The sequence below is a fragment of the Streptomyces sp. PCS3-D2 genome (assembly GCF_000612545.2).
Classification (GTDB): Bacteria; Actinomycetota; Actinomycetes; order Streptomycetales; family Streptomycetaceae; genus Streptomyces.
Genome location: NZ_CP097800.1, coordinates 4,026,900 through 4,052,832 on the forward strand (window position 1 = coordinate 4,026,900; position 25,933 = coordinate 4,052,832).

The 25,933-nt window shown below is 70.8% G+C and carries 22 protein-coding genes and 6 tRNA genes; 19 read left to right on the forward strand and 9 right to left on the reverse strand.

The features are described from left to right. Positions 1-29: 29 nt before the first annotated feature. Together AW27_RS17685 and AW27_RS17690 are read right to left on the reverse strand one after the other, a co-directional pair. Positions 30-101: transfer RNA gene (locus AW27_RS17685), tRNA-Gly, on the reverse strand. Between the two features lie 89 nt (positions 102-190). Beyond that, positions 191-508, reverse strand: coding sequence for a histone-like nucleoid-structuring protein Lsr2 (locus tag AW27_RS17690; RefSeq protein WP_037920109.1), 318 nt, complete (start codon positions 506-508; stop codon positions 191-193). Between the two features lie 326 nt (positions 509-834). On the opposite strand from AW27_RS17690, the gene purS reads away from it, so the two are divergent. The 8 genes from purS (at position 835) to purM (ending at position 10,220) form a co-directional block, all read left to right on the forward strand. Further along, a complete protein-coding gene (gene purS / locus AW27_RS17695; RefSeq protein ID WP_037920107.1) occupies positions 835-1,080 on the forward strand; it encodes a phosphoribosylformylglycinamidine synthase subunit PurS in 246 nt (81 codons plus the stop codon). Positions 1,081-1,082: 2 nt separating this feature from the next. Then, on the forward strand, positions 1,083-1,763 hold the full coding sequence (purQ, locus tag AW27_RS17700; protein WP_037920105.1) for a phosphoribosylformylglycinamidine synthase subunit PurQ: 681 nt from the start codon (positions 1,083-1,085) through the stop codon (positions 1,761-1,763). Further along, positions 1,760-4,009 (forward strand): phosphoribosylformylglycinamidine synthase subunit PurL, encoded by a 2,250-nt coding sequence (gene purL, locus AW27_RS17705; protein WP_037920103.1) that lies wholly within the window; start codon positions 1,760-1,762, stop codon positions 4,007-4,009. The genes purQ and purL overlap by 4 nt, the downstream gene beginning before the upstream one ends. Positions 4,010-4,144: 135 nt before the next feature. Next, complete coding sequence (locus AW27_RS17710; RefSeq protein ID WP_052030339.1) at positions 4,145-5,431, forward strand: hypothetical protein; 1,287 nt, start codon at positions 4,145-4,147, stop codon at positions 5,429-5,431. A gap of 17 nt (positions 5,432-5,448) precedes the next feature. Beyond that, positions 5,449-6,231: a maleylpyruvate isomerase family mycothiol-dependent enzyme gene (locus AW27_RS17715; RefSeq protein ID WP_037920102.1), complete on the forward strand. Its 783-nt coding sequence runs from the start codon at positions 5,449-5,451 to the stop codon at positions 6,229-6,231. A gap of 53 nt (positions 6,232-6,284) precedes the next feature. After that, a complete protein-coding gene (locus AW27_RS17720; protein WP_037920101.1) occupies positions 6,285-7,094 on the forward strand; it encodes an META domain-containing protein in 810 nt (269 codons plus the stop codon). 444 nt (positions 7,095-7,538) lie between these two features. Next, positions 7,539-9,056 (forward strand): amidophosphoribosyltransferase, encoded by a 1,518-nt coding sequence (gene purF, locus AW27_RS17725; RefSeq protein WP_037920099.1) that lies wholly within the window; start codon positions 7,539-7,541, stop codon positions 9,054-9,056. Positions 9,057-9,149: 93 nt separating this feature from the next. Next, on the forward strand, positions 9,150-10,220 hold the full coding sequence (gene purM, locus AW27_RS17730; RefSeq protein WP_037920097.1) for a phosphoribosylformylglycinamidine cyclo-ligase: 1,071 nt from the start codon (positions 9,150-9,152) through the stop codon (positions 10,218-10,220). A 79-nt stretch (positions 10,221-10,299) separates the two neighbouring features. Here the strand turns inward: purM and AW27_RS17735 are convergent, their stop codons facing one another. Continuing rightward, positions 10,300-10,611 carry a DUF3073 family protein gene (locus tag AW27_RS17735; RefSeq protein ID WP_304949879.1) on the reverse strand — a complete coding sequence of 104 codons (312 nt, stop codon included), beginning with the start codon at positions 10,609-10,611 and terminating at the stop codon, positions 10,300-10,302. A gap of 232 nt (positions 10,612-10,843) precedes the next feature. Then, positions 10,844-11,962 carry a Leu/Phe/Val dehydrogenase gene (locus AW27_RS17740; protein WP_078556234.1) on the reverse strand — a complete coding sequence of 373 codons (1,119 nt, stop codon included), beginning with the start codon at positions 11,960-11,962 and terminating at the stop codon, positions 10,844-10,846. Positions 11,963-12,153: 191 nt separating this feature from the next. Between AW27_RS17740 and AW27_RS17745 the strand changes: the two genes are divergently transcribed. Beyond that, on the forward strand, positions 12,154-13,008 hold the full coding sequence (locus AW27_RS17745; RefSeq protein WP_236647588.1) for a DUF8083 family protein: 855 nt from the start codon (positions 12,154-12,156) through the stop codon (positions 13,006-13,008). A gap of 568 nt (positions 13,009-13,576) precedes the next feature. Then, a complete protein-coding gene (gene bldC, locus AW27_RS17750; protein ID WP_003949541.1) occupies positions 13,577-13,783 on the forward strand; it encodes a developmental transcriptional regulator BldC in 207 nt (68 codons plus the stop codon). Positions 13,784-14,473: 690 nt separating this feature from the next. Here bldC and AW27_RS17755 read toward each other — a convergent pair. Both AW27_RS17755 and hrpA read right to left on the reverse strand, forming a co-directional pair. Next, a tRNA-Asp gene (locus AW27_RS17755) sits at positions 14,474-14,547 on the reverse strand. A gap of 68 nt (positions 14,548-14,615) precedes the next feature. Next, positions 14,616-18,554, reverse strand: coding sequence for an ATP-dependent RNA helicase HrpA (gene hrpA / locus AW27_RS17760; RefSeq protein ID WP_037920096.1), 3,939 nt, complete (start codon positions 18,552-18,554; stop codon positions 14,616-14,618). Positions 18,555-18,665: 111 nt separating this feature from the next. Here hrpA and AW27_RS17765 point away from each other — a divergent pair, with 111 nt between their 5' ends. Genes AW27_RS17765 through AW27_RS17775 form a run of 3 tightly spaced genes read left to right on the forward strand, consistent with a single transcriptional unit; the run spans position 18,666 to position 20,702 of the window. Then, positions 18,666-19,082, forward strand: coding sequence for a hypothetical protein (locus AW27_RS17765; protein WP_037920095.1), 417 nt, complete (start codon positions 18,666-18,668; stop codon positions 19,080-19,082). Positions 19,083-19,137: 55 nt separating this feature from the next. Then, positions 19,138-19,869, forward strand: coding sequence for a DsbA family protein (locus AW27_RS17770; RefSeq protein WP_037920093.1), 732 nt, complete (start codon positions 19,138-19,140; stop codon positions 19,867-19,869). Then, positions 19,866-20,702 (forward strand): cytochrome c biogenesis CcdA family protein, encoded by an 837-nt coding sequence (locus AW27_RS17775; protein WP_037920092.1) that lies wholly within the window; start codon positions 19,866-19,868, stop codon positions 20,700-20,702. The genes AW27_RS17770 and AW27_RS17775 overlap by 4 nt, the downstream gene beginning before the upstream one ends. A gap of 38 nt (positions 20,703-20,740) precedes the next feature. On the opposite strand, the gene AW27_RS17780 is transcribed toward AW27_RS17775, so the two are convergent. From AW27_RS17780 to AW27_RS17790, 3 genes are all read right to left on the reverse strand, one after another. Then, positions 20,741-20,817, reverse strand: a tRNA-Phe gene (locus AW27_RS17780). A 22-nt stretch (positions 20,818-20,839) separates the two neighbouring features. Continuing rightward, positions 20,840-20,913: transfer RNA gene (locus tag AW27_RS17785), tRNA-Asp, on the reverse strand. Between the two features lie 39 nt (positions 20,914-20,952). Beyond that, positions 20,953-21,025 (reverse strand) — tRNA-Glu (locus AW27_RS17790). Between the two features lie 104 nt (positions 21,026-21,129). Between AW27_RS17790 and AW27_RS17795 the strand changes: the two genes are divergently transcribed. From AW27_RS17795 to AW27_RS17820, 6 genes are all read left to right on the forward strand, one after another. After that, positions 21,130-21,480: a metallopeptidase family protein gene (locus tag AW27_RS17795; protein ID WP_037920091.1), complete on the forward strand. Its 351-nt coding sequence runs from the start codon at positions 21,130-21,132 to the stop codon at positions 21,478-21,480. Next, a complete protein-coding gene (locus tag AW27_RS17800; protein WP_052030338.1) occupies positions 21,477-22,016 on the forward strand; it encodes a FluC/FEX family fluoride channel in 540 nt (179 codons plus the stop codon). Before AW27_RS17795 ends, AW27_RS17800 begins: the two co-directional genes overlap by 4 nt. Then, the gene (locus tag AW27_RS17805; protein ID WP_037920090.1) at positions 22,013-22,387 is read left to right on the forward strand and encodes a fluoride efflux transporter FluC; all 375 of its coding nucleotides are present in this window, start codon (positions 22,013-22,015) and stop codon (positions 22,385-22,387) included. Before AW27_RS17800 ends, AW27_RS17805 begins: the two co-directional genes overlap by 4 nt. A gap of 95 nt (positions 22,388-22,482) precedes the next feature. Next, on the forward strand, positions 22,483-23,031 hold the full coding sequence (locus tag AW27_RS17810) for a hypothetical protein (protein WP_063890574.1): 549 nt from the start codon (positions 22,483-22,485) through the stop codon (positions 23,029-23,031). Positions 23,032-23,309: 278 nt separating this feature from the next. Beyond that, positions 23,310-25,613, forward strand: a complete 2,304-nt coding sequence (locus AW27_RS17815) for a DEAD/DEAH box helicase (RefSeq protein ID WP_037920089.1) — start codon at positions 23,310-23,312, stop codon at positions 25,611-25,613. Between the two features lie 208 nt (positions 25,614-25,821). Next, positions 25,822-25,894: transfer RNA gene (locus AW27_RS17820), tRNA-Lys, on the forward strand. Positions 25,895-25,933: the final 39 nt, after the last annotated feature.

Consider the following 25,933-nt stretch of genomic DNA (forward strand, 5'->3'; position numbering starts at 1 on the left):
TCCACCTGAGTGGTCGGAAAGTCATGCAGAGCGGGTGACAGGAATCGCACACTGCGCCTTCCCTCTGGAAGAGGGATGTTCTGCTACTGAACTACACCCGCACGACCTCGGAGGGTCTGACCTGCGGTCCGGCCCCTTCGGCGTGATCCACACACTAGCGGACGGGTGGGGGGCCTTGGCAAATCGGCCCTCAGTGGGCCGCGTTGTAGGCCTCGTAGATCTTCTTCGGGATGCGGCCCCGCGGCGGCACGTCGTGCTGGTTGGACCGGGCCCAGGCGCGGACGACCGCCGGGTCGGGCGCGACCGAGGTGTGCTTGAAGGTCTTCCCCGAGCGCGACCGGCGGCGTCCGGCGGCCACGAAGGGCGCGAGGCTCTTCCGCAGTTTCTTTGCGTTGGCCGCATTCAGGTCGATCTCGTACGACTTACCGTCCAAGGCGAACATGACCGTTTCCGCCGCTTCTCCGCCGTCGATGTCGTCGGAGAGCGTCACTACTACGCGCTGCGCCACGGATATCGGTCCCTTCGTGCGACACCGCCACCTGCTGACGTGCGGCGATGTCGCCTGTTCGGATGTTCTGGGGCAATGCAACTTTCGACCGGAATCCCGGTTGATTCCTTTGTACCTCGATTCCCATTGCATTGTGAAGCTCAGTTAATTCTCTCCGCGTGTCCCGTCGCAATGCCGGGTACGTGGTTTTCCTGGGGATTTTGCGAAGCGTTGGTGAAGCCGAAACGGCGCGGTGATCAAGCCGCTTCCATATCTACCCGCGTAGAAATTTCGGCCGGGTACGCTGATGGAACCGCCTTGCACCAACCACCTCATCGGGAGTGCCAGTGGCACGCGTCGTAGTCGACGTCATGCTCAAGCCGGAGATCCTCGACCCCCAGGGCCAGGCGGTGCAGCGTGCACTGCCGCGCCTGGGCTTCGAGGGCATCGCCGACGTCCGTCAGGGGAAGCGCTTCGAACTGGAAGTGGAGGGACCGGTCGACCAGGCCGCCCTCGACCGCATCCACACGATGGCCGAAACGTTCCTCGCCAACACCGTCATCGAAGACTTCACCGTGAAGGTCGAGGCCTGACGGTGACCACTCGCATCGGAGTCGTCACGTTCCCCGGAACGCTCGACGACCGTGACTCGCTGCGCGCCGTCCGCCTCGCGGGGGCCGAGCCGGTCTCGCTCTGGCACCGCGACAAGGACCTGCACCAGGTCGACGCGGTCGTCCTCGCGGGCGGCTTCTCCTACGGGGACTACCTGCGCGCCGGGGCCATCTCCCGCTTCTCGCCGGTGATGGAGACCATCATCGAGCAGGCCAGGGCCGGCATGCCGGTCCTCGGCATCTGCAACGGCTTCCAGGTCCTCACCGAGGCCCACCTGCTGCCGGGGGCGATGCTCCGCAACAACCACCTGCACTTCATCTGCCGCGACCAGAAGCTGCGGGTGGAGAACGCGGAGACCGCGTGGACCGGCGACTACAGCGCCGGCCAGGAGATCTCCGTACCGCTCAAGAACATGGACGGCCGGTACGTCGCCGACGAGCGCACGCTCGACGAACTGGAGGCCGAAGGCCGAGTGGCCTTCCGGTACCTGGACGTGAACCCGAACGGGTCGCTCCGCGACATCGCCGGCATCACCAACGCCGAGGGCAACGTCGTCGGCCTGATGCCGCACCCCGAGCACGCGGTCGAACCGCTGATCGGGACCGGCCGCACCGACGGCCTCCCGTTCTTCACGTCGGTCCTGAAGAAGCTGGTCAGCGCATGAGCCTCGACACCGTCAAGAACGCCACCGAAACCCCGGACGCCTCCCAGCCGTGGAAGGAGCTCGGCCTCAAGGAGGACGAGTACGCCCGGATCCGGGAGATCCTCGGCCGCCGCCCGACCGGCGCCGAGCTCGCCATGTACTCGGTCATGTGGTCCGAGCACTGCTCGTACAAGAGCAGCAAGGTCCACCTGAAGCAGTTCGGCGAGAAGGTCCCCCAGAACGACGCGATGCTCGTCGGCATCGGCGAGAACGCCGGCGTCGTCGACGTCGGCCAGGGCTACGCGGTCACCTTCAAGGTCGAGTCGCACAACCACCCGAGCTACATCGAGCCCTACCAGGGCGCGGCCACGGGCATCGGCGGCATCGTCCGCGACATCCTCGCCATGGGCGCCCGCCCGGTCGCCGTCGTCGACCCGCTGCGCTTCGGCGCGGCCGACCACCCCGACACCAAGCGCGTCCTGCCGGGCGTCGTCGCGGGCATCGGCGGCTACGGCAACTGCCTGGGCCTGCCCAACATCGGCGGCGAGGTCGTCTTCGACGCCTGCTACCAGGGCAACCCGCTCGTCAACGCCGGCTGCATCGGCGTCATGAAGCACGAGGACATCCACCTCGCCCAGGCCTCCGGCCCCGGCAACAAGGTCATCCTCTACGGCGCCCGCACCGGCGGCGACGGCATCGGCGGCGTCTCGGTCCTCGCGTCCGAGACCTTCGACGACACCAAGCCCACCAAGCGCCCCGCCGTCCAGGTCGGCGACCCGTTCCAGGAGAAGCTCCTCATCGAGTGCACCCTGGAGATCTTCAAGGAGAAGCTGGTCGCGGGCATCCAGGACCTCGGCGGCGCCGGCCTGTCCTGCGCCACCTCCGAGCTGGCCTCCGCCGGCTCCGGCGGCATGCGCGTCGAGCTCGACACCGTCCCGCTGCGCGACGCGACGCTCTCGCCCGAGGAGATCCTCATGAGCGAGTCGCAGGAGCGCATGTGCGCGATCGTCGAGCCGCGGCACGTCGACCGCTTCCTGGAGATCTGCGAGAAGTGGGACGTCATCGCCACCGTCATCGGTGAGGTCACCGACGGCGAGCGCCTGGAGATCTTCTGGCACGGCGAGCAGATCGTGGACGTGCCCCCGGGCACCGTCGCCCACGAGGGCCCGGTCTACCACCGCCCCTACGCCCGCCCCGAGTGGCAGGACGCGCTCCAGGCGGACGACGCGGGCAGCCTCCCCCGCCCGCAGACCTCCGAAGAACTGCGCGCGCAGGTCCTGGCCCTGGTCGCGTCCCCGAACCAGGCCTCGAAGTCCTGGGTCACCGACCAGTACGACCGCTTCGTGCAGGGCAACACCGTGCTGGCGCAGCCCGAGGACGCGGGCATGGTCCGCATCGACGAGGAGTCCAACCTCGGCGTGGCCATGGCCACCGACGGCAACGGCCGCTACGCCAAGCTCGACCCGTACACGGGCGCGCAGCTGGCCCTGGCCGAGGCGTACCGCAACGTCGCCGCGACCGGAGCCAAGCCGCTGGCGATCTCCGACTGCCTGAACTTCGGCTCCCCCGAGGACCCGGGCGTCATGTGGCAGTTCGCCGAGGCCACCCGCGGTCTCGCGGACGGTTGCCTGGAGCTGGGCACCCCGGTGACCGGCGGCAACGTCTCCCTCTACAACCAGACCGGCGACGTCGCGATCCACCCGACCCCGGTCGTGGCCGTCCTCGGCGTGATCGACGACGTCAACCGCCGTACGCCGATGGCGTTCGCGGAGGCGGGCCAGCTGCTCTACCTGCTCGGCGACACCGCCGCCGAGTTCGGTGGCTCGGCCTGGTCCCAGGTCGTCCACGACCACCTCGGAGGCCTGCCGCCGAAGGTGGACCTGGGCCGCGAGAAGCTGCTCGCCGAGATCCTCATCTCCGCCTCGCGCGACGGCATGATCGACGCCGCGCACGACCTGTCCGACGGGGGCGTCATCCAGGCGCTCGCCGAGTCCTGCCTCAAGGGCGGCAACGGCGCGCGCGTCGTGGTCCCCGAGGGCCTGGACGCCTTCACGTTCCTCTTCTCCGAGTCCGCGGGCCGCGCCATCGTGGCCGTCCCGCGTAGCGAGGAGCTCCGCTTCACCGACATGTGCGGTGCGCGCGGCCTGCCGGTCACCCGCATCGGCGTGGTGGACGGCGACGAGATCGAGGTCCAGGGCGAGTTCAGCCTGCCCCTGGCCGAGCTTCGCGAGGCCCACGAGGCGACGATCCCCGCCCTGCTGGCCTGATCACCGGCGGGAACACGGCCGGGGCCCCGCACGGAGGACCGTGCGGGCCCCCGACCCGTCACCACCGCGCGACTGTTGCGCTTCCGTGGCCCGGCGGCCCTTCTGGCACGCCGGGCCGCTCCGCATACTGACCGCGTGAGCATCGTCAAACACCTGCCGGACGCCGCGATACCCACGGGCGGCGCCCCGGCCTGGCGGGTGGCGGACGCCCAGCGCTGGTTCGAAGCGCGCGTACCCGCCGCCTTCGCCCCGATCGCCGTCGGCCGGATCCTCGCGCCGCTGGTGCTCCTCTCGGTCCTCCTCGTCGCCTGGAACCCCTCCGCCGTCCCGGAACCCGGCACCACCTGGGCCGGGTACGTGCCGGCGGTCCTCCTGCTGTGCCTGCCCGCCTGGTACCGGTTCCTGCCGGCCGCCACCCTCGTGTCCACCCCACTGATCGCCGCGGACACGCTGTGGAACGACCGCGTCCTCGATCCCGCCGACGCCGCGGCCCGGGCCGGCGGGGTGCTGGCGCTCGTCCTGTGCCTCTGGGCCTTCGTCGGGTCCGCGCTCAGGCTGCGCGCGCGGCGGCGTCAGCGGGAGCTCTTCCTCGCCGCCGTCGGGGACAGCCGGGTGCCGATCCCCGAGAACCTGCCGGAGGGCCACCGCGGACGCGGCCGACGGCTGCTCGCCGCCGGGGCCGCGCTGTGCCTGGCCGCCGCCGCGCTGCTGGTGTGGGGTCTCGCGCAGGACCGCGGAGCCGGCCCGGAGCACCCGTACGACGCGACGGTCCAGCAGGTCCTGGCCGTGCTGCTGCTCGCCCCGGGCGTCCCGCTGCTCGGCCGCGGCCTCACGGCGCGGCGCGCCGCCCGGCGGCTGCACGACGGGCCCCAGCCGGTGGTGCGCGTGGGCGTCCGGGAGCAGCCCGGCCGGCTCTCCTGGCTGGTCGCGGATGCCGACACCACGACCGCTCGGCCGCTGATCGCCTTCCGGGACCGCTTCGCGGACGGATGCAGCAGCCACCTGCCGGAGACCCTCCTCGGAGCCGCGGAGAGCCGGCTGCGGGTCGAACACCACGACATCGACAGCTACGCCGAGCCCTACGAGGCGCTCCTGTACGGGGTGCCCTGCGAGGGGGCCGAGGTGATCCTGAGGTACGCCGTCTACCGCGGGGACGGCCGGATCACCGACGCCGTCAGGGCGGTGCCGCTGCTGCCCTTCCGCCGGCACCCCCTGCTCTCGCCCTGGCAGCCGGCGGGCACCTCGTACGCCCTCGGGCTGCGGGCGGAGGCGGAGAAGCGCAAGCAGCGCGCGGCGGACCGGTCGAGCGGCTCGGGGAGCTCCTGCGGTTCCTCCGGCGGCTGTGGCTCCAGCAGTTGCTCCAGCAGTTGCTCCAGCAGTTGCTCCAGCAGTTGCGGTGGCGGCTGCGGAGGCGGCGACTGATCGGGCAGACTCCCGGCATGGCACCCAGGACCCGCAGGTACGACTCCGTGAAGATCCGTGCGGCCGTGACCGCACAGTTCGCCCATGTCGCAAGAGCCGTGGGGGAGTTGGGCCCCGATCAGCTGGAGCGGCCCAGCGGGCTCGGGGACTGGAGCGTCGCCGAACTCGCCGCCCACGTCGCGTGGATCGCGGACTCGCTGGCCGCCGGCCTCGCACGGCCGCCCGCAGCCGTCCCCGAACTGACCGCGACCGAATGGCCCTTCGCCACCGCGTCCCTCGCCGGGAAGATCTCCGAGGCGGCCCGGGAGACGCTCACCGGCGCCCCCCTGCCCGAGCTGTTCGAGCGGGCGGCCGCAGCCATGGCGGAGGCGCTCGCGGCGAACCCCGGCGGGCGGGTGCTCCAGCTGTGGATCGGCGACATGACCCTGGCGGACTTCCTGGTCACCCGGACCGTGGAGCTGGTGGTCCACACCGACGACCTGAACCGGGCCGCGGGACTGGACATCCCGATCGAGCGGCAGGCGCTGGCCGCCTGCACGCGGCTCCTCGCCGACTCCCTCGCGCTGAAGGCGCCGGGCGGTTCGGTCGAGGTACGGATCCCGCCCTTCGCGGTGGTCCAGTGCGTCGAGGGCCCCCGCCACACCCGGGGCACCCCGCCGAACGTGGTGGAGACCGATCCGCTGACCTGGATCCGGCTCGCGACCGGCCGTACCGCATGGGCCGAGGCGATCGGTACGGCTCAGGTGCGGGCCGGCGGCGAGCGGGCCGACCTGTCGGCGCTGCTGCCGCTGATGGGCTGAGCGGGGGCGCGGCCGTGGTGGAACCTCCCGGAGACCGCGTTCGTCCCAAGGGCATGCGTACCTTCCGGCACGTCCCCATCCCCGCGGGGCTGGCCCTCGTACTCGCGCTCGCCGCGGCCGGCTGCGGCCGGGCCGAGGACCATGGCGCGGGCACGGTGCTCCCCGATCCCGTGGGCCGCTGGGCCGTCGAGTCCCTGACCACGGGCGGCCGCACCCTGCACGCACCCGAATCGGCCCGCCTCGACTTCGGCGCGGACCAGGTCAAGGGCAACTACGGCTGCAACGGCTTCACGGCCGCCGTCTCCTTCTCGGGCACCTCCGCGGTGACCGTGACCCCCGGCGCCACGACCACCATGGCCTGCGAGGACATGGAGTTCGAGACGGCCTTCGCCACGCTGTTCACCGGGCGCCTGACCATCGACCGGGGGCCCGACCGGCTCACCCTGAAGACCCCCGACGGGAGCACCATCGCCATGACCTCGGCGCCCGCGGACCCGGACGCACCGCTCACCGCGGTCGAATGGACCGTTCAGTCCCTGATCAGCGGCACATCGGTGTCCTCGCTGCCCGCCGGGGCGGCCGGTACGGCGCGGTTCACGATCGCCGCCGACCTGTCCGTGAGCGGGACCCTGGGCTGCAACCGGTTCAGCGCACGGGTCACCCGCGACGGCGACCGGCTCACCTTCGGGCCGCTCACCACCACGCGGATGGCGTGCGACGGCCCGGCGGGCGAGGTCGAGGCGCAGCTGACCGACCTGTTCGCGAGCGGTCCCCTCGCCACCCGGATCGAGGGCCGACGGCTGACCCTCACCGCCGCCGACGGCACGGGCCTGATCGCCGAGGCGCCCTCCGACGCCGAGTAGTCCGCCGGCCGCCGCGGTGGCGCCAGGGGCGGCCGGTTCTCGTACGAAGACACAGGCTGCCCGGGTTCGGTCCGCCGGGCGGCTCCGCCCCGCTCCGGCCGGGCTGCCGGGCGGCGCGCGGTACGGCGGGGCGCGGCGGGGCAGGGCCGGGCGGGGGCGGAATCGGGCAACGTCGCGGCGGAGTTGCGGCGGAGTTGCGGCGCCGCGGAATGGCGGCGGGCGCCGCTCGCGCCGCGGACCGGGGTCCGGTCGCGGGCCCCGGCCGGGGGTGACGGCGCTTTCACCGAGGGGCGGCGCGGTCGAGCATCCGTGCGCATGTCTTCGTAGGTGTCGACAAGGTGATCCGAATACCGGGACGGAGGCGTCCGGTCACCCTCTGTGCTGTGACATTTCCCGGCCATCCCCAATTCGGACCAGTGGTCGATCTCGCCTACACTCGGGAGCGTGCCTCGTGGTGATGGACGACTCAACCACGACCTGCTCCCCGGCGAAAAGGGCCCCCAGGACGCTTGCGGCGTCTTCGGTGTCTGGGCTCCGGGTGAAGAGGTCGCCAAGCTCACCTACTTCGGACTGTATGCGCTGCAGCACCGTGGACAAGAGTCCGCGGGAATCGCTGTGAGCAACGGTTCCCAGATCCTCGTCTTCAAGGACATGGGCCTCGTTTCCCAGGTCTTCGACGAAACCTCCCTCGGTTCGCTCCAAGGTCATATCGCGGTCGGTCACGCCCGCTATTCGACCACCGGCGCGTCCGTGTGGGAGAACGCGCAGCCCACTTTCCGCGCGACCGCCCACGGCTCCCTGGCCCTGGGACACAACGGCAACCTGGTGAACACCGCCGAGCTCGCCGAGCTGGTCGCCGATCTCCCCCGTCAGGACGGCCGTGCCACCCAGGTGGCCGCCACCAACGACACCGACCTGGTCACGGCCCTGCTGGCCGGCCAGGTGGACGCGGACGGCAAGCCGCTGACCATCGAGGAGTCCGCCCGTGCGGTGCTCCCGAAGGTCAAGGGTGCCTTCTCGCTGGTGTTCATGGACGAGGGGACCCTCTACACCGCCCGTGACCCGCAGGGCATCCGCCCGCTGGTCCTCGGCCGCCTGGAGCGCGGCTGGGTGGTCGCGAGCGAGACCGCCGCCCTCGACATCGTGGGCGCCAGCTTCGTCCGCGAGGTCGAGCCGGGCGAACTCGTCGCCATCGACGAGAACGGTCTGCGCACCTCCCGATTCGCAGAAGCGAAGCCCAAGGGCTGTGTCTTCGAGTACGTCTACCTGGCGCGCCCGGACACCGACATCGCCGGCCGGAACGTCTACCTCTCGCGTGTCGAGATGGGCCGGCGCCTGGCCAAGGAAGCCCCGGTCGACGCCGACCTGGTGATAGCGACGCCGGAATCCGGCACGCCCGCCGCGGTCGGATACGCGGAGGCCAGCGGGATCCCCTACGGCTCGGGCCTGGTCAAGAACGCCTACGTGGGCCGGACCTTCATCCAGCCCTCGCAGACGATCCGCCAGCTCGGCATCCGCCTGAAGCTCAACCCCCTCAAGGAAGTCATCCGGGGCAAGCGCCTGGTGGTCGTGGACGACTCGATCGTCCGCGGCAACACCCAGCGCGCCCTGGTCAAGATGCTCCGCGAGGCCGGCGCGGCCGAGGTCCACATCCGGATCTCCTCGCCGCCGGTGAAGTGGCCGTGCTTCTTCGGCATCGACTTCGCCACCCGGGCCGAGCTCATCGCCAACGGCATGACGGTCGACGAGATCGCCACGTCGCTGGGCGCGGACTCCCTCTCGTACATCTCGATCGACTCGATGATCGAGGCGACGACGATCCAGAAGCCCAACCTCTGCCGTGCCTGCTTCGACGGCGAGTACCCGATGGAGCTCCCGGACCCGCAGCTCCTCGGCAAGCAGCTCCTGGAGACCGAGCTGGCCGGCGGCGCGGACGCCGCCGACGCGCTCCGTCGCCCGTAAGTCCCCGGCTCCACCTGCGCGGGGCCCCGTCTTTCAGGCTTTTCCCGGGGCCCCGCACCAACCGCAGTAACGACACGAAAGCTCTCTCCTGTCATGACAGAGAAGACCACCGGTGCCAGCTACGCAGCCGCGGGCGTCGACATCGAAGCGGGGGACCGCGCCGTCGAGCTGATGAAGGAGTGGGTGAAGAAGACGCAGCGCCCCGAGGTCCTCGGCGGCCTCGGCGGTTTCGCCGGCCTCTTCGACGCCTCCGCCCTCAAGCGGTACGAACGCCCCCTGCTCGCCTCGGCCACCGACGGGGTCGGCACCAAGGTGGACATCGCCCGCCAGATGGGCGTGTACGACACCATCGGCCACGACCTGGTCGCGATGGTCATGGACGACATCGTCGTCTGCGGTGCCGAGCCGCTCTTCATGACCGACTACATCTGCGTCGGCAAGGTGCACCCCGAGCGTGTCGCCGCCATCGTCAAGGGCATCGCCGAGGGCTGCGTCCTCGCCGGCTGCGCCCTGGTGGGCGGCGAGACCGCCGAGCACCCCGGCCTGCTGGGCCCGGACGACTTCGACGTGGCGGGCGCCGGCACCGGCGTCGTCGAGTACGACCGCCTCCTCGGTGCGGATCGCATCCGTACGGGGGACGCCGTCATCGCGATGGCTTCGTCCGGCCTTCACTCGAACGGGTACTCGCTGGTCCGGCACGTCCTCTTCGACCGCGCCGGGATGTCCCTCGACAGCCATGTGGAGGAGCTCGGCCGGACCCTCGGCGAGGAGCTGCTCGAACCCACCAAGATCTACTCGCTGGACTGCCTGGCGCTCACCCGGACCGCCGAGGTGCACGCGTATGCGCACATCACCGGCGGTGGCCTCGCGGCCAACCTGGCCCGGGTGATCCCGGACCACCTGCACGCCACGGTCGACCGTTCGACCTGGACCCCCGGCGCGGTCTTCGACCTGGTCGGCAAGGCCGGTCAGGTGGAGCAGCTGGAGCTGGAGAAGACCCTGAACATGGGCGTCGGCATGATGGCCGTGGTGCCCGCCGAGTCGGTGGACGTGGCGCTGACCGCGCTGGCCGACCGGGGCGTCGACGCCTGGGTGGCGGGCGAGATCCTGGACCGCGGCGACCACGCCGAGGGTGCCACCCTCACCGGTTCCTACGCGAGCTGAGCAGCACTGAAACCCGGCCCGGGGCTATGCCCTGGACCGGGTTTCGGTTTTTGTCGTGTCGTGCAGACGCCTCGGGGCGTCAAGCGCCGCGACGCTGTGCCGACGGACCGGACTCGTCGTCCTCGTCGTCGTCATCGCTGTTGTAGAGGTCCGCGTACCGAGCGTACGGGTCGTCCTCGTCCAGCTCGTCGTCGTCTACCTCGACCGGCTCGCTGACAGACAGCGGTTCCGCGGTCGATGCGCCCAGCTCGTTGGCCAGACGCGACAAGTCAGTCCCGCCGCTGCTGTACTTCAGCTGGCGGGCGACCTTGGTCTGCTTGGCCTTTGCCCGGCCGCGCCCCATGGCTCGACCCCCTCGGTGACGGGGCTCGACGGCCCCAGAGTCTGACACGCGTTCATGGTTCGGAGCGGGCTCTCCGTGGAGAGACCGTCCGTAGGGGTTTAACGGTACCTGCTTCCGCGGCCATACGGTACGCCGCCCGCATGACGCGCCCCGGTGCAGAACCAACGAGGCGCCCCGTCCTCGCTGGTCAGCTGCGATTTTAACCCTTTCCCGACGAGCGACCCGCCGAAGTGCAGTGAGTTCCGTCTCCCCGCACCCCGGCGAGCCCCGCGACGGGCCCCTAGGAGGCCGTCACCGGCAGGGTCCGGCGGCCGTCCGCCATGCGCTGCTCGGCGATCCGGTCGGCCGCGGCGGCCGGCGGGATGCCGTCCGACTTCGCACGAGCGAAGATCTCCAGCGTGGTGTCGAAGATCTTCGTGGCCTGCACCTTGCACCGGTCGAAGTCGAAGCCGTGCAGCTCGTCCGCGACCTGGATGACACCGCCCGCGTTGACCACGTAGTCCGGGGCGTAGAGGATGCCGCGGTCCGCGAGGTCCTTCTCGATGCCCGGGTGGGCCAGCTGGTTGTTGGCTGCGCCGCACACGATCGCGGCGTTGAGGGCCGGGACCGTCTCGTCGTTCAGTGCGCCGCCGAGCGCGCACGGGGCGTAGATGTCGAGGCCCTCGACACGGATCAGCGCGTCCGTGTCGGCGACCGCGGTGACCTTGCCCGGGTGCTTGTCGAGGATGCGCTGCACCGACTCCTGGCGGACGTCGGTGATCACGACCTCGGCGCCGTCCTCGATCAGGTGCTCCACCAGGTAGTGGCCGACCTTGCCGACACCCGCGACGCCGACCTTGCGGCCGCGCAGGGTCGGGTCGCCCCACAGGTGCTGGGCGGAGGCGCGCATGCCCTGGAAGACGCCGTAGGCGGTGAGCACCGAGGAGTCGCCGGCGCCGCCGTTCTCGGGGGAGCGGCCGGTGGCCCAGCGGGTCTCACGGGCGACGACGTCCATGTCGGCGACGAACGTGCCGACGTCGCAGGCGGTGACGTAGCGGCCGCCGAGGGACTCCACGAATCGGCCGTAGGCCTCCAGGAGTTCCTCGGTCTTGATGACGTCGGGGTCACCGATGATCACGGCCTTGCCGCCGCCGAGGCCGAGACCGGCCATGGCGTTCTTGTAGGACATACCGCGCGAGAGGTTGAGGGCGTCGCGCACGGCCTCCTCGTCGGAGGCATAGGCGTGGAAACGCGTGCCACCCAGGGCGGGGCCCAGGGCGGTGGAGTGGATCGCGATGACGGCTTTCAGGCCGGTGGCTCGGTCCTGGCACAGCACGACTTGCTCGTGGCCGCCCTGCTCCGTGCGGAACAGGGTGTGCAGGACGCCGTCGGTCATTTCGGTCACGGTGGTGACTCCCATGGAAGAGATGCGGCGGGAAGACGCCCCCCTGCGGGTGGGGGAGGGCGTGCTGTGAGCAGAGTAAGACCTGTGGGCCGGATGGGGGTCTGCTGTCCGGGGATCGAAACACTCTCGGAGTACGGGAGCCGGTCCGGGCCCGGTGGGGGCGGGCCGGAGGTGAACCGGACCGCGGAAGCGGGGAGGACGAGAGGGTGACCGAATCGACCGATCCCCTGCTGCCCTCGGCGCGCTCGGCGCCGGCCGTCCCGTACGCCTCCTACCTGCGCGTCTACGAACCCCTGGCCGCCTTCGCGGAGCCGGAACGCACCCACTGGACGCGGTACGCCCGGCGTGCGACGGCTCCGACCGCCCAGGACGAACTGCGCGGCTCGCTGGCGGACTTGGTGCGGGTGCCCCTGGTGGGGGTGCCGGCGCACGAGAGCGCCGACGCCTTCACCGCGGAGGTCGACGGAGTGCTCCTGGTCTGCCCGTGGCGGACCCGGCTGCGCGGCTGGCTGGCACTGGAGGAACTGGTCGACCAGTTCCCGCGCCCGGTGCTGGACGCGGCGCTCCCGCCCGCGGTCCGCCGCCGGGCCGCCGAGGAGTACGAGCGCTGGCGCGAGCGGAACCCGGACGCCCGCCCGTGGATCCGTACCGGGGTGTGGCAGATCCCACTGCGCTGGTTCGTGCTGGTCGCGGACGAGGAGCGGGAGTACGTGCCGGGAGAGCGGCTGCGCTACCGGACTCCGATGGTGCAGGCGCGCCGGCGCCTCGCGCGGGCCCTGCGGACGCTGCGCGCCGCGGAGGGGTACGGGATGCTCGCCGAGGGGCTGGTCGAGGTGGGGAGCTGGCTGGAGGAGTTCCATCCCCGCTCGATGGTCGAGCTGGACTACGGAGGGCTGGTGCACGCCCTTCCGGCGGACCGGCTCGCCGCCGACCGCTCGGCGGGGGACCTCGCGGCGGGTATCGCCGCCCTGCGGGCGGGGGACGCCGAGGCCGCGGCGGAGAGGTACGGGGAGCTTGCGCAGCGTTGGCGGGCCGTCCGGGAGCGGCTTTTCGCGAATTAGGCCGAAAGTCGACGGTGTGGCTGGTTTCACCTTTCGGAGGTCCGTACGTACCGGAGCGTATCGGTCGTTCAGTTGAAACTGGCTGATCAGAGCCCCGATCGTGGCATTTGGGACGTAGTGCCAGGACCTACGTCCCGATACGGGCCATTGGCCCAAGCGTGACGGACCGCACTAACCACACCCTTGCGCCCTTCCCCTACCCTCGTGCCAAAATAGGACAAGGAGTCCGGGGAGGGTTCCTTCCGCCCAACTAAGGGCGGAATGCTCGGCATTGCACTCTACGGGGGGTCTGACGACTCCTGATCGCTCTGTGACTGATCGTCACAGTGGGGTGACTGTCCGTTATAGGGCGGTCCATCGGGCTTCCGCCGCTGATGAACACCTCGGAGGGCAATTCCGTCGGTTTGGCCGTCGAGGCTGGACGGATGGTGTAGTTGTAGTGCCGAGGACAAGCCGTTCGTCCTATAACCGACTCGGCCCGCGTATGTCCATTTCGGGCAACGCGGGCCAAGGTGCAGAATTTAGAGGAAAGAACCGAGATGGTTCGGTTCTCCCGAGGAGGCCGCTCATGACCGCTCGCACCCCTGATGCCGAGCCGCTGCTGACCCCGGCTGAGGTTGCCACGATGTTCCGCGTGGACCCTAAGACGGTCACCCGCTGGGCCAAGGCTGGCAAGCTCACGTCCATCCGCACCCTGGGTGGGCACCGCCGGTACCGCGAGGCCGAGGTCCGCGCACTGCTGGCGGGAATTCCGCAGCAGCGCAGCGAGGCCTGAGGTCGCGTAAACACCCCGCTTTGAACGGGTCGCCATCGGGTCCCCCAATCCGATGAAACCCATATTGCTTCATACGACCCGGCCTGCCCCAACAGGTTCTCGGGTCGTTCGATCGCGCTGGACTCCGCCGGGTCCAGCGCGATCTTTTTATGCCCAGGTCAGGGGAGTGTCGGAAGCTCGCCGGGGCGCCTGACAGGTAGGTGCCATTGCACATATTAAATCGAGCAGGCGTATGGATGCGATAAAAGTGTGAGTCCCAAAAACTCATGCGGTGACACCCGTCACAGATGATCACTCTTGTATATCCGGCAATGCACCCCGTAATGGGGAGGGCTCTCGCGGTGACCATCATGCGAACGGGGGATTCTCGCCCGGAGGGGCAATGCGGGAGGCGCGAGCGCCTGGCGGGGTTCACGGGCCGTCGTCACGGGCCGCGGTCCAGGGGCAGGAGTCCGGGAGGTCCGAAGGGGCCGAAGGGGCGGCGCCGAGCCCGCTACGGGAGCCGGGAGAGGCAGTGTCGGGCCGCGGAGGGCCCGGTCCGTGGCGGGTGAACCGGGGGCATCGCTGCGGGAGGCCCCGCGGCTGCCGAGCGGCTGCCGAGCGGCCGCCCCCCAACCCGGCCCGGATGGAGGCGTCCGTCAACGCGTCAGGGCCCGCATCCCCGAAGGGATGCGGGCCCTGACTTCACTGCGATCCTGACGGGACTTGAACCCGCGACCTCCACCTTGACAGGGTGGCGAGCTAACCAACTGCTCCACAGGACCTGGAATTGCAGCCGCTCGGCGGCTGCGAATCAGACTGTACAGCAGCTCAGGGGGTGCGGTCGAACCGATCAGGGGGCGGCCGCGTCCACCGCCTTCACGATCCGCTTGTCGGAGATCGGGTACGCCGTGCCGAGCGCGTGCGCGAAGTAGCTGACACGCAGCTCCTCGATCATCCAGCGGATGTCCGTCACGGCGGCGGGGACCGGCCGTCCCTTCGGCAGCTGCTCCAACAGCCAGGCGTACTCGTCCTGCATCTCGTGGACCTTCTCCATGCGCGTGGTGTCGCGCTGGACGCCCGTGGGCATCTGCTGGAGCCGCCGGTCCGCCGCCACCAGGTAGCGCATCAGGTCCGGCAGCCTGCGCAGCCCGGTGAGCGTCACGAAGCCGGCCGGCACCAGGGCCGCCAGCTGCGTCCTGACGTCCTGGATGTTCGCGACCAGCGCGAGGCTGGAGGTGGCCTTCAGGCGCCGCTCACAGGCCTGCCAGGCGGCCAGGACCTGTTGCACCTGGTTCACCGCCCGCACGGTCGTGTCCACCAGGTCCGCGCGGACGGCCTCGTAGAGCTTGCGGAAGCCCGCCTCGTCCCAGGCCGGGCCGCCGTGGTCGGCGATGAGCCGGTCGGTCGCCGCCGTGGCGCAGTCGTCGAACAGCGCCTGGACGGAGCCGTGCGGGTTCCTGGAGAGGGCCAGCTTCTGCTGGTTGCCGAGGTGGTCCGAGGCGAACTTCGCCGGGTTCACCGGGATGTTCAGCAGGATGAGCCGGCGGGTGCCCAGCCACATCGCCTGCTGCTGCTCGGCCTCGGTGTCGAAGAGCCGTACGGAGACGCTCGTGCCCTCGTCCACCAGCGCCGGGTAGGCCTTCACCGGTTGGCCCGCCCGCCGGGTTTCGAAGACCTTGCTCAGGGTGCCGATGGTCCAGTCGGTCAGGCCGGTGCGTTCCACCGACTCCCCGCCCGCCCGTTCGGCGGTGGCCGCGGCGGCCTTGGAGAGGGCCTGGCGGGCCTTCGGCTTCAGCTTGAGCCGCAGCGCCTCCAGGTCCTTGTCCTCGGCGATCTTGCGACGCCGCTCGTCGACGATCCGGAAGGTGATCTTCAGGTGGTCGGGGATCCGCGTCAGGTCGAAGTCCTCGGCCGTGACCGGCACCCCGACCATCCGCTGGAGCTCGCGGGCGAGGGTCACCGGCAGCGGCTCCCGCAGCGGCACGGCCGTGTCCAGGAAACGGCCCGCGTAGTTCGGTGCGGGCACGTAGTGCCGGCGGATCGGCTTGGGCAGCGAGCGGATCAGTTCGGTGACGACCTCCTCGCGCAGGCCCGGGATCTGCCAGTCGAAGCCCTCGCCGGTGACCTGGTTCAGCACCTGGAGCGGGATGTGGACGGTCACGCCGTCCGCGTCCGCGCCCGGCTCGAACTGGTAGGTCACCCGGAACTTCAACCGACCCTGCTGCCAGGAGTCCGGATAGTCGGCCTTGGTGACCCCGGCCGCCTTCTCCGTGAGCAGCATCTCCCGCTCGAAGTCGAGCAGTTCCGGCTCGTCGCGCTTCTTGTGCTTCCACCACGAGTCGAAGTGCGCCCCCGACACCACGTGCTCGGGGATCCGCTGGTCGTAGAAGTCGAAGAGGGTCTCGTCGTCCACCACGATGTCGCGGCGCCGGGCCCGGTTCTCCAGCTCCTCCACCTCGGTGAGGAGCTTGCGGTTGTCGGCGTAGAACTTGTGGTGGGTCCGCCAGTCGCCCTCCACCAGCGCGTTGCGGATGAACAGCTCCCGCGAGACCTCGGGGTCGATCCGGCCGTAGTTGATCTTCCGTTGGGCGACGATCGGCACGCCGTAGAGCGTCACCTTCTCGTAGGCCATCACGGCCGCCTGGTCCTTCTCCCAGTGCGGCTCGCTGTAGGTGCGCTTGACGAGGTGCTGCGCCAGCGGCTCCACCCACTCGGGCTCGACCTTGGCGTTCACCCGGGCCCACAGCCGCGAGGTCTCCACCAGCTCGGCCGACATCACGAACTTCGGCTGCTTCTTGAACAGCGACGAGCCCGGGAAGATCGCGAACTTCGCGCTGCGGGCACCGAGGTACTCGTTCTTGTCGGTGTCCTTGAGCCCGATGTGGGAGAGCAGACCGGCCAGCAGCGAGACGTGCACGACCTGCTCGGGGGCGTCCGCCTCGTTGACGTGGATGCCCATGCTCTTGGCGACCGTGCGCAGCTGCGAGTAGATGTCCTGCCACTCGCGGATCCGCAGGAAGTTCAGGTACTCCTGCTTGCACATCCGGCGGAAGGAGGAGGAGCCGCGCTCCTTCTGCTGCTCCCGGACGTAGCGCCACATGTTCAGGAACGAGAGGAAGTCGCTGGTCTCGTCCTTGAAACGGGCGTGGTTCTGGTCGGCCTGGGTCTGCTTGTCCGAGGGCCGCTCGCGCGGGTCCTGGATGGACAGGGCCGCCGCGATGACCATGACCTCGCGGACGCAGTTGTTCTTGTCCGCCTCGATGACCATGCGGGCCAGCCGAGGGTCGACGGGCAGCTGGGACAGCTTGCGGCCCAGCTGCGTCAGACGCTGCCCCTTCTTCCCCTCCGGGGAGGACTTCTCGCCCGTCTCCAGGGCCCCGAGCTCCTGCAGGAGCTGCACGCCGTCGCGGATGTTGCGGTGGTCCGGCGGGTCGATGAAGGGGAACTTCTCGATCTCTCCGAGGCCGGCGGCGGTCATCTGGAGGATGACGGAGGCCAGGTTCGTCCGCAGGATCTCGGCATCGGTGAACTCGGGCCGGGCGCTGAAGTCGTCCTCGGAGTACAGCCGGATGCAGATGCCGTCGCTGGTACGGCCGCAGCGGCCCTTGCGCTGGTTGGCGCTGGCCTGCGAGATCCGCTCGATCGGCAGGCGCTGCACCTTGGTGCGGTGGCTGTAGCGGGAGATCCGGGCGTTGCCCGGGTCGATCACGTACTTGATGCCGGGGACGGTGAGCGAAGTCTCGGCGACGTTCGTGGCCAGGACGATCCGGCGGCCCGTGTGCTGCTGGAAGACACGGTGCTGCTCGGCGTGCGAGAGGCGGGCGTAGAGGGGGAGCACTTCCGTGAAGCGCAGCTTCTTCTTGATGAGGGCGTCCGCCGTGTCACGGATCTCGCGCTCGCCGGAGAGGAAGACCAGGATGTCGCCCGGCCCCTCGGCCTGGAGCTCGTCGACGGCGTCGCAGATCGCGGTGATCTGGTCACGGTCGCTCTCCTCGCCGTCCTCCTCCAGGAGCGGGCGGTAGCGCACCTCCACCGGGAACGTCCGGCCGCTGACCTCGACGATCGGGGCGTCCCCGAAGTGCCGGGAGAAGCGCTCCGGGTCGATGGTCGCCGAGGTGATCACGACCTTGAGGTCGGGGCGCTTCGGCAGCAGCTGGGACAGGTAGCCCAGCAGGAAGTCGATGTTCAGGGACCGCTCGTGCGCCTCGTCGATGATGATCGTGTCGTAGGCGCGCAGCTCGCGGTCGGTCTGGATCTCGGCGAGCAGGATGCCGTCCGTCATCAGCTTCACGAAGGTCGCGTCCTGGTCCACCTGGTCGGTGAACCGGACCTTCCAGCCGACGGTCTGCCCGATCTCGGACTTCAGCTCCTCGGCGATGCGTTCCGCGACGGTGCGGGCGGCGATCCGGCGGGGCTGGGTGTGCCCGATCATCCCCCGGACGCCGCGGCCGAGCTCCATGCAGATCTTGGGGATCTGCGTGGTCTTGCCGGAACCGGTCTCGCCCGCGACGATCACGACCTGGTGGTCGCGTATCGCCTCGGCGATCTCGTCCTTCTTCTGGCTGACGGGCAGGTTCTCGGGATACGTGACCTCCGGCATCCGCGAGGCACGGCCGGCCAGTCGCTCGGCGGCCTTCGCGGCCTCCGCGGCGATCTCGTCGAGCACGGCCTGCTTGGCCTCGGGCTTGCGGATGCGGCGGGCGCCTTCGAGGCGGCGGCCGAGGCGGTGCGCGTCACGGAGGGAGATCTCACCGAGAAGCGTCTGCAGGGCGGCGAAGGAAGTAGACATACCTGATCGAGGATCTCACCTGGGCCCTCCGGGTGGCGAACGCATTTGTCGGGCGGACCCGTACCATTTCGGGACGAGTCCCTCGGCCGTACGAGTGAGAGGCAGCCCACCTTGTCCCGCCCCCGCCTGTTCGGCTGCGCCGTGCTCGCGGTCCTGGCGGTGCTGCTGGGCGGGGCGGCCCACGCTGCCGCCGGACCGCTCCCGGCGGATTCCGCGCAGACCGGCCGCGCCGCGGCCCCGGCGGTGTCCGGCGACCCGCGTGCGGAACCGGCGCCCGGCTTCCCGGACCGGCCCCACGCGGAAGAGGCCCTGCCCGGCGGCGGCCCCTCCTGCGCCCCCGCGTTCCCCGGGCACGGCGGTACCCCCGTCGCCCCCGCGCGCGCCGGCGGCGACCACGCACAGGTCCCGCCCGCCCGGCCGGTGCCGGCGGAGCACCGGCCCCACGCCTCGCCACGCGCCCAGGTCCTCGTACGCGGTCCGGACCGGCCGGCGCCCGGCCCGCTGGAGCTCTCCGTGATGCGGCTCTAGGCGGATCGGCCCCCACACCGGTCCGTCTCACCACCCGTATCACTGGAGCACCCGCATGCCCTCTTCCACATCCGCCGTGAAGCCCCTGCTGATCTCCGCGGGGGTCGCCCTCGCCGCCGTCACCCTCGGCCTCGTCTCCTGGCAGGCCACCACCCCCGGGGACCGGGACCGGGACCCGGGCACCGCAGGCTCCGCGCCCGCCGCCACCGCGCCGCGCACCGACACGTCCGCCGAGCTCCGGGCCCTGGCCCGCCGGGAGGACGGCGACAAGCTCGCCGTCGGCCGCGCGGACGCGCCCGTCGTGCTCATCGAGTACTCCGACTTCAAGTGCGGCTACTGCGGCAAGTTCGCCCGGGACACCGAGCCCGAGCTGGTGAAGAAGTACGTCGACAACGGCACGCTGCGCATCGAGTGGCGCAACTTCCCGATCTTCGGCGCGGAATCGGAGGCCGCGGCCAGGGCAGCCTGGGCCGCTGGGCAGCAGGACCGGTTCGCCGCCTTCCACGCGGCCGCGTACGCCCACGGTTCCAAGGAGAAGGGCTTCGCCGAGCCGCGGCTGCTGGAGCTGGCCCGCGAGGCCGGGGTCCCCGACCTCGACCGCTTCGCGGCCGACATGGCCGGTGAGCAGGCCGCAGCGGCCCTGAAGGAGGACCAGGAGGAGGGCTACCGCATCGGCGTCACCTCCACCCCGTCCTTCCTGGTCAACGGTCAGCCGATCGCCGGAGCGCAGCCGCTCGGCGCCTTCGCCGCCGCCATCGCGCAGGCCGAGGCGGCGGCGAAGCAGTGACCGACATCGGATACCTGGCCGCCCTGCTGGGCGGCCTCCTCGCGCTGCTCAGTCCGTGCAGCGCGCTGCTCCTGCCCGCCTTCTTCGCGTACTCGATCGACTCCGCCTCACGCCTGCTGGCACGCACCGGCATCTTCTACGCGGGCCTCGCGAGCACCCTCGTACCGCTGGGGGCGGCCGGCTCGTACGCCGGGAGGTTCTTCCACGGCCACCGCGACGAGCTGGTCCTGGCGGGCGGCTGGCTGATCATCGCGCTCGGGGCCGCGCAGATCCTGGGTCTCGGCTTCGCCCCGAAGCGGATCTCCGAGCTGTCCGGGCGGATCCGGCCGACCACCGCCCTGTCCGTGTACGCGCTCGGCGCGGTCTACGGGCTGGCGGGCTTCTGCGCCGGCCCGATCCTGGGCAGTGTCCTGACGGTCGCGGCGGTCAGCGGCAGCCCGGTCTACGGCGGCCTGCTGCTGGCGGTCTACGCGCTGGGGATGGCCGTGCCGCTCTTCGTGATGGCCCTGCTGTGGGAGCGCTTCGACCTGGGCCGGCGGCGCTGGCTGCGGGGCCGTACCTTCCGCGCGGGCGGCCGGGAGCTGCACACCACCTCGCTGCTGTCCGGGCTGTTCTTCATCACCCTGGGCGTGCTGTTCCTCGCCTACGACGGGGCGAGCGCGCTCCCGGGGCTGCTGGACGTGGACGACTCGTTCGCGGTGGAGCAGTGGGTGCGGACGCTGGCGGACGCCGTACCGGACTGGGCTCTGCTCGGGCCGGTCGCCGTCGGCGCGGCGGTCTTCGGCGTGGTGCAGTGGCGCCGCCGGGCGCGGGCGGAGGAGGCGCGGGAGTGACCACAGAAGGCCCCGTCCGACGGACGGGGCCTTCTTGGTGGTGGCTGGGGCCGGGGTCGAACCGGCGACCTATCGCTTTTCAGGCGATCGCTCGTACCAACTGAGCTACCCAGCCACGAGACCGTTTCCGGCCTCAGCGATCCTGACGGGACTTGAACCCGCGACCTCCACCTTGACAGGGTGGCGAGCTAACCAACTGCTCCACAGGACCTTGCGGTGTGCGAGACAAAGTCTTGCACACGGTAATGCGTACCCCCAACGGGATTCGAACCCGTGCTACCGCCTTGAAAGGGCGGCGTCCTGGGCCACTAGACGATGAGGGCTTATGGCCCGCCTGGGCGCTTTCCAGCGCGTCGGGGACGTGAGAAGCATATGGGATCCGGGGAGCTATCGCCAAAACGGTTTCCCCCGGAGGGACAATGGCCCGGTGCTGGAGATGACGCGCGAGGAGTTCGAGGAGCTCGTCGCAGAGGCCCTGGACCGGATCCCGCCGGAGCTGACGCGGCTGATGGACAACGTGGCGGTCTTCGTCGAGGACGAGCCGCCGGCCGGCGATCCGGAGCTGCTGGGGCTCTACGAGGGGACGCCGCTGACGGATCGCGGCGAGTGGTACGCCGGGGTGCTCCCGGACCGGATCACGATCTACCGCAACCCCACGTTGCGGATGTGCGAGGACCGGGAGAGCGTGGTCGCGGAGACGGAGGTCACCGTGGTGCACGAGATCGCCCACCACTTCGGGATCGACGACGAACGACTGCACGCGCTGGGGTACGGGTGAGCCGAAGAGGACTCCGGCCCGCCCCCGTCCCCGCCCGCGGCGCCGAGGCGATCGACCCGGACGTCGACCTGCACGTGCCCGCGCAGCGGGCCGAGCCGCAGGGCCGGGTGCTCGCGGCGGTGGCCGCCGGCGCCGCGGTCGGGGCCTCGGCCCGGTACGGCATCTCGCTGCTCTGGCCCGCCGTGCCCGGAGCGTTCCCGTGGGCGACCCTGTGGATCAACGCCTCCGGGTGCGGGCTGATCGGCGTACTCATGGTGCTGATCAGCGAAGGCGGGCGGTCGGCGCCGCATCCGCTGCTGCGGCCCTTCGCCGGGGTCGGCGTGCTCGGCGGCTTCACCACCTTCTCGACCTACGCGATGGACTTCTCGCGTCTGCTGGACGAGGGGGCGGCGCGCTCCGCGCTGGCCTATGCCGGGCTCACGGTGGTCGCCGCGCTGGGCGCGGTCTGGGCCGGGGCCTCGGCGACCCGGCTCGCCGTCCGGGGCCGGGGCGCGGGCCGGGAGGCGGGTCCCGGGCCGGACCGGGTGGTCCGGTGAACTGGCTCTTCGTGGTGGCGGGCGCGGTCGTCGGGGCGCCGCTGCGTTATCTGACGGACCGTGCGGTGCAGCAGCGACACGATTCCGTCTTCCCGTGGGGGACCTTCGTCGTCAACGCGGCCGCCTGCCTGATGCTGGGGGTGCTGGCCGGTGCGGCGCTGGCCGGCGCGGCCTCCTCGGGGGTGGTGCTGCTGCTGGGGCCCGGGCTGTGCGGGGCGCTGAGCACGTACTCGACCTTCTCGTACGAGACGCTGCGGCTGGCCGAACGCGGGTGGGGCTTCCTGGCCGCGGCGAACGTCGCGATGTCGGTGCTGGTCGGGTTGGGCGCGGTGCACCTCGGCTCGCAGGTGGCGCGACAACTGTTCGCCTGAGGGCGTGTCCCTCATGGGGGAAAGGGAGTTGGGCACGTCGACCCGCTGCTGCGGGCCTCATGTCCCCAGGCTCCCCAGGCTCCGGAGGTCCCCCCGTGCGCCAGTTGTCCGCTTCCCTCAGGCTGGCCGTCACCGCTCTCGCGGTCGCGGCGACGGCCGGCTGCATGAGCGTCGGCGAGGACGTGGCCACTCCGGGGCCCTCCGCCGCGGCGGACCGGCGTACCGGGTCGGAGGCGGATGTCGGGGCTGCCTCCGGCCGGGGCTCCGGGATCCGCGGCAACGGGCACGGTGCGAAGGACGGCCTGGAGGGCCAGGCCGGCGGGCAGCAGGAGGACGGCAAGGCCTCCGGTGCGACCGGCGCCTCCCCCAGCCCGGACGCGCCGAGTGCGACGCCGGGAGCGCCCGCTCCGTCGGCGGGACCGGGCGCCGGCGCGGGCGGGCAGAGCCCCCAGCAGCCGTCGACGGGCGGTTCCAGCGGTTCGGGTTCCGGTGGTCCGAGCAGGTCGGGCGGTCCGGGCGGAGGTCACCAGTCGGCGAGCCCGACGCCGGAGCCGCCGCTTCCGACGCCGCCTGTGACGGAACCCACTCCGCTGCCGTCGACCCCGCAGCCGGAGCCCAGCACCCAGCCCGGGCCCCAGGCCTAGGGCGGAGGCCGAACCCGTCTGGATGTCCGGAGGCGCGACCGAGCCCTTCCGATGGGGCGTCTGTGCAGGTCGGGGACGATTCTGCCGGAGCGACTTGCCAGACCCGGGGGAGGGTGCGTATGGTTATAGATCGTTTGATCCCATTGCCCGGCGCCGAATCCGAAGAGCGCCGCGTGGCGCGTACTCTCCCTAGCCGTGGCTGACCGCATTGAGGCGGTCGATTTGCGATTCACGGAGTTTGGGCGCGTGCCGAGACTCCGGAAGGTTTCGCATTTCGCATGTCCATTTCCAGTTCTGACCGTTCCGTCATGCCCGAGAACGACTCCAACGAGCTCATCGACGCCGAGGCCCTCGTGGTCACCGAGGCGATCGAGGCCGCTGAGGCCGAGGGAATCATCGAGGCTCTCGAGGCCGACGTGAGCGGCGGGTCCTTCGAGGACTCCACCGACGACTTCGCCGCCGATGCAGACGCTGACGCCGAGCCCACGGTCACCTTCGGCGACCTGGGTCTGCCCGAGGGCATCGTGCGCAAGCTCGCCCAGAACGGTGTCACCACGCCCTTCCCGATCCAGGCCGCGACCATCCCGGACGCCCTGTCCGGCAAGGACATCCTCGGCCGCGGTCGCACCGGTTCCGGCAAGACCCTCTCCTTCGGTCTGCCGACCCTGGCCACCCTGGCCGGCGGCCACACCGAGAAGAAGAAGCCCCGCGCGATCATCCTGACGCCGACCCGTGAGCTCGCGATGCAGGTCGCGGACGCCCTCCAGCCCTACGGCGACGTCCTCGGCCTGAAGATGAAGGTCGTCTGCGGCGGTACCTCCATGAGCAACCAGATCTACGCCCTGGAGCGCGGTGTCGACATCCTCGTCGCCACCCCGGGCCGACTGCGCGACATCATCAACCGCGGCGCCTGCTCCCTGGAGAACGTCCAGGTCGCGGTCCTCGACGAGGCCGACCAGATGGCCGACCTGGGCTTCCTGCCCGAGGTCACCGAGCTGCTCGACCAGATCCCCGAGGGCGGCCAGCGCATGCTCTTCTCCGCCACCATGGAGAACGAGATCGGCACCCTGGTCAAGCGCTACCTGTCCAGCCCGGTCACGCACGAGGTCGACAGCGCCCAGGGCAACGTCACGACCATGACGCACCACGTGCTCGTCGTGAAGCCGAAGGACAAGGCGCCGGTCACGGCCGCGATCGCCGCCCGCAAGGGCCGCACCATCATCTTCGTCCGCACCCAGCTGGGCGCCGACCGCATCGCCGAGCAGCTCGTCGAGGCCGGCGTCAAGGCCGACGCACTGCACGGCGGCATGACGCAGGGCGCCCGTACCCGTGTTCTCGCGGACTTCAAGGACGGCTACGTCAACGCGCTCGTCGCCACCGACGTCGCCGCCCGAGGCATCCACGTCGACGGCATCGACCTGGTCCTGAACGTGGACCCGGCCGGTGACCACAAGGACTACCTGCACCGTTCCGGCCGTACCGCCCGTGCCGGCAAGTCCGGCGTCGTCGTCTCCCTCGCGCTGCCGCACCAGCGCCGCCAGATCTTCCGCCTGATGGAGGACGCGGGCGTCGACGCCTCGCGCCACATCGTCCAGGGCGCCGGCGCCTTCGAGCCGGAGGTCGCCGAGATCACCGGTGCGCGATCGCTGACCGAGGTCCAGGCGGACTCCGCGAACAACGCCGCCAAGCAGGCCGAGCGCGAGGTCGCCGAGCTCACCAAGCAGCTTGAGCGCCTGACCCGCCGGGCCGCCGAGCTCCGCGAGGAGGCCGACCGTCTGGTCGCCCGTTCCGCGCGTGAGCGGGGCGAGGACCCGGAGGCCGCCGTTGCCGAGGTGGCCGAGGCCGCCGAGGCCGAGGTCGCGGCTGCCGCCGCGGCCGCCGCGGCCGAGATCGCCGCGCAGGAGCGCCGCGAGGAGAACCGCGCCCAGCGTGACGACCGCGGCAACTTCGAGCGCCGTGACAACCGCGGTGGCGACCGTGGCGGCTACCGCCGCGACGACCGCCGTGACGACCGTGGTGACCGTGGTGGTTTCCGTCGTGATGACCGTCCGTCGGGTGGTTTCCGTCGTGACGACCGTCCCTCTGGTGGCTTCAACCGTGATGACCGTGGTGACCGCGGTGGCGACCGTGGCGGTTTCCGCCGTGATGACCGTCCGTCGGGTGGTTTCCGTCGTGACGACCGCCGTGATGACCGTGGTGACCGTGGTGGTTTCCGTCGTGATGACCGTCCGTCGGGTGGTTTCCGTCGTGACGACCGTCCCTCTGGTGGCTTCAACCGTGATGACCGTGGTGACCGCGGTGGCGACCGTGGCGGTTTCCGCCGTGATGACCGTCCGTCGGGTGGTTTCCGTCGTGACGAACGCCGTGATGACCGTGGTGACCGCGGTGGTGACCGTGGTGGTTTCCGTCGTGATGACCGTCCGTCGGGTGGTTTCCGTCGTGACGACCGTCCCTCTGGTGGCTTCAACCGTGATGACCGTGGTGACCGCGGTGGCGACCGTGGCGGTTTCCGCCGCGATGACCGCCCCTCCGGCGGCTTCGGCCGCCGCGACGACAAGCCGCGCTGGAAGCGCAACGGCTGACCTCGGCCGCTGAGCTGACCTCCTGACAGGGCCCCCACGACTCCGGTCGGCGGGGGCCCCGTCGCGTGGTGGGGCGCGGCCAGGAGCCATCGCGGCCGCCCGGGCGCCTTCCGTCGGCGCGCCGTGAACTGACGCCGACAGGCCGGTCGGTCGATACCCGATCGGCTGACCGGCGCTGTCCGGCTATGCTCTGGGGTGAGCACCCGGAGGGCCATTAGCTCAATTGGCAGAGCAGCGGACTTTTAATCCGTTGGTTGTCGGTTCGAGTCCGACATGGCCTACTGCTCGCGAGGCGGAGGAACCTTCCTCTGACCTGCGCC

Bases quoted from the DNA above. Each gene is read 5' to 3' on its own strand.
- purL (WP_037920103.1), top strand. From the start codon at position 1,760: ATGAGCCTCGACACCGTCAAGAACGCCACCGAAACCCCGGACGCCTCC.
- AW27_RS17715 (WP_037920102.1), top strand. From the start codon at position 5,449: ATGGCACCCAGGACCCGCAGGTACGACTCCGTGAAGATCCGTGCGGCC.
- AW27_RS17720 (WP_037920101.1), top strand. From the start codon at position 6,285: ATGCGTACCTTCCGGCACGTCCCCATCCCCGCGGGGCTGGCCCTCGTA.
- purM (WP_037920097.1), top strand. From the start codon at position 9,150: ATGACAGAGAAGACCACCGGTGCCAGCTACGCAGCCGCGGGCGTCGAC.
- AW27_RS17740 (WP_078556234.1), bottom strand. From the start codon at position 11,962: ATGGGAGTCACCACCGTGACCGAAATGACCGACGGCGTCCTGCACACC.
- bldC (WP_003949541.1), top strand. From the start codon at position 13,577: ATGACCGCTCGCACCCCTGATGCCGAGCCGCTGCTGACCCCGGCTGAG.
- hrpA (WP_037920096.1), bottom strand. From the start codon at position 18,554: ATGTCTACTTCCTTCGCCGCCCTGCAGACGCTTCTCGGTGAGATCTCC.
- AW27_RS17770 (WP_037920093.1), top strand. From the start codon at position 19,138: ATGCCCTCTTCCACATCCGCCGTGAAGCCCCTGCTGATCTCCGCGGGG.
- AW27_RS17815 (WP_037920089.1), top strand. From the start codon at position 23,310: ATGTCCATTTCCAGTTCTGACCGTTCCGTCATGCCCGAGAACGACTCC.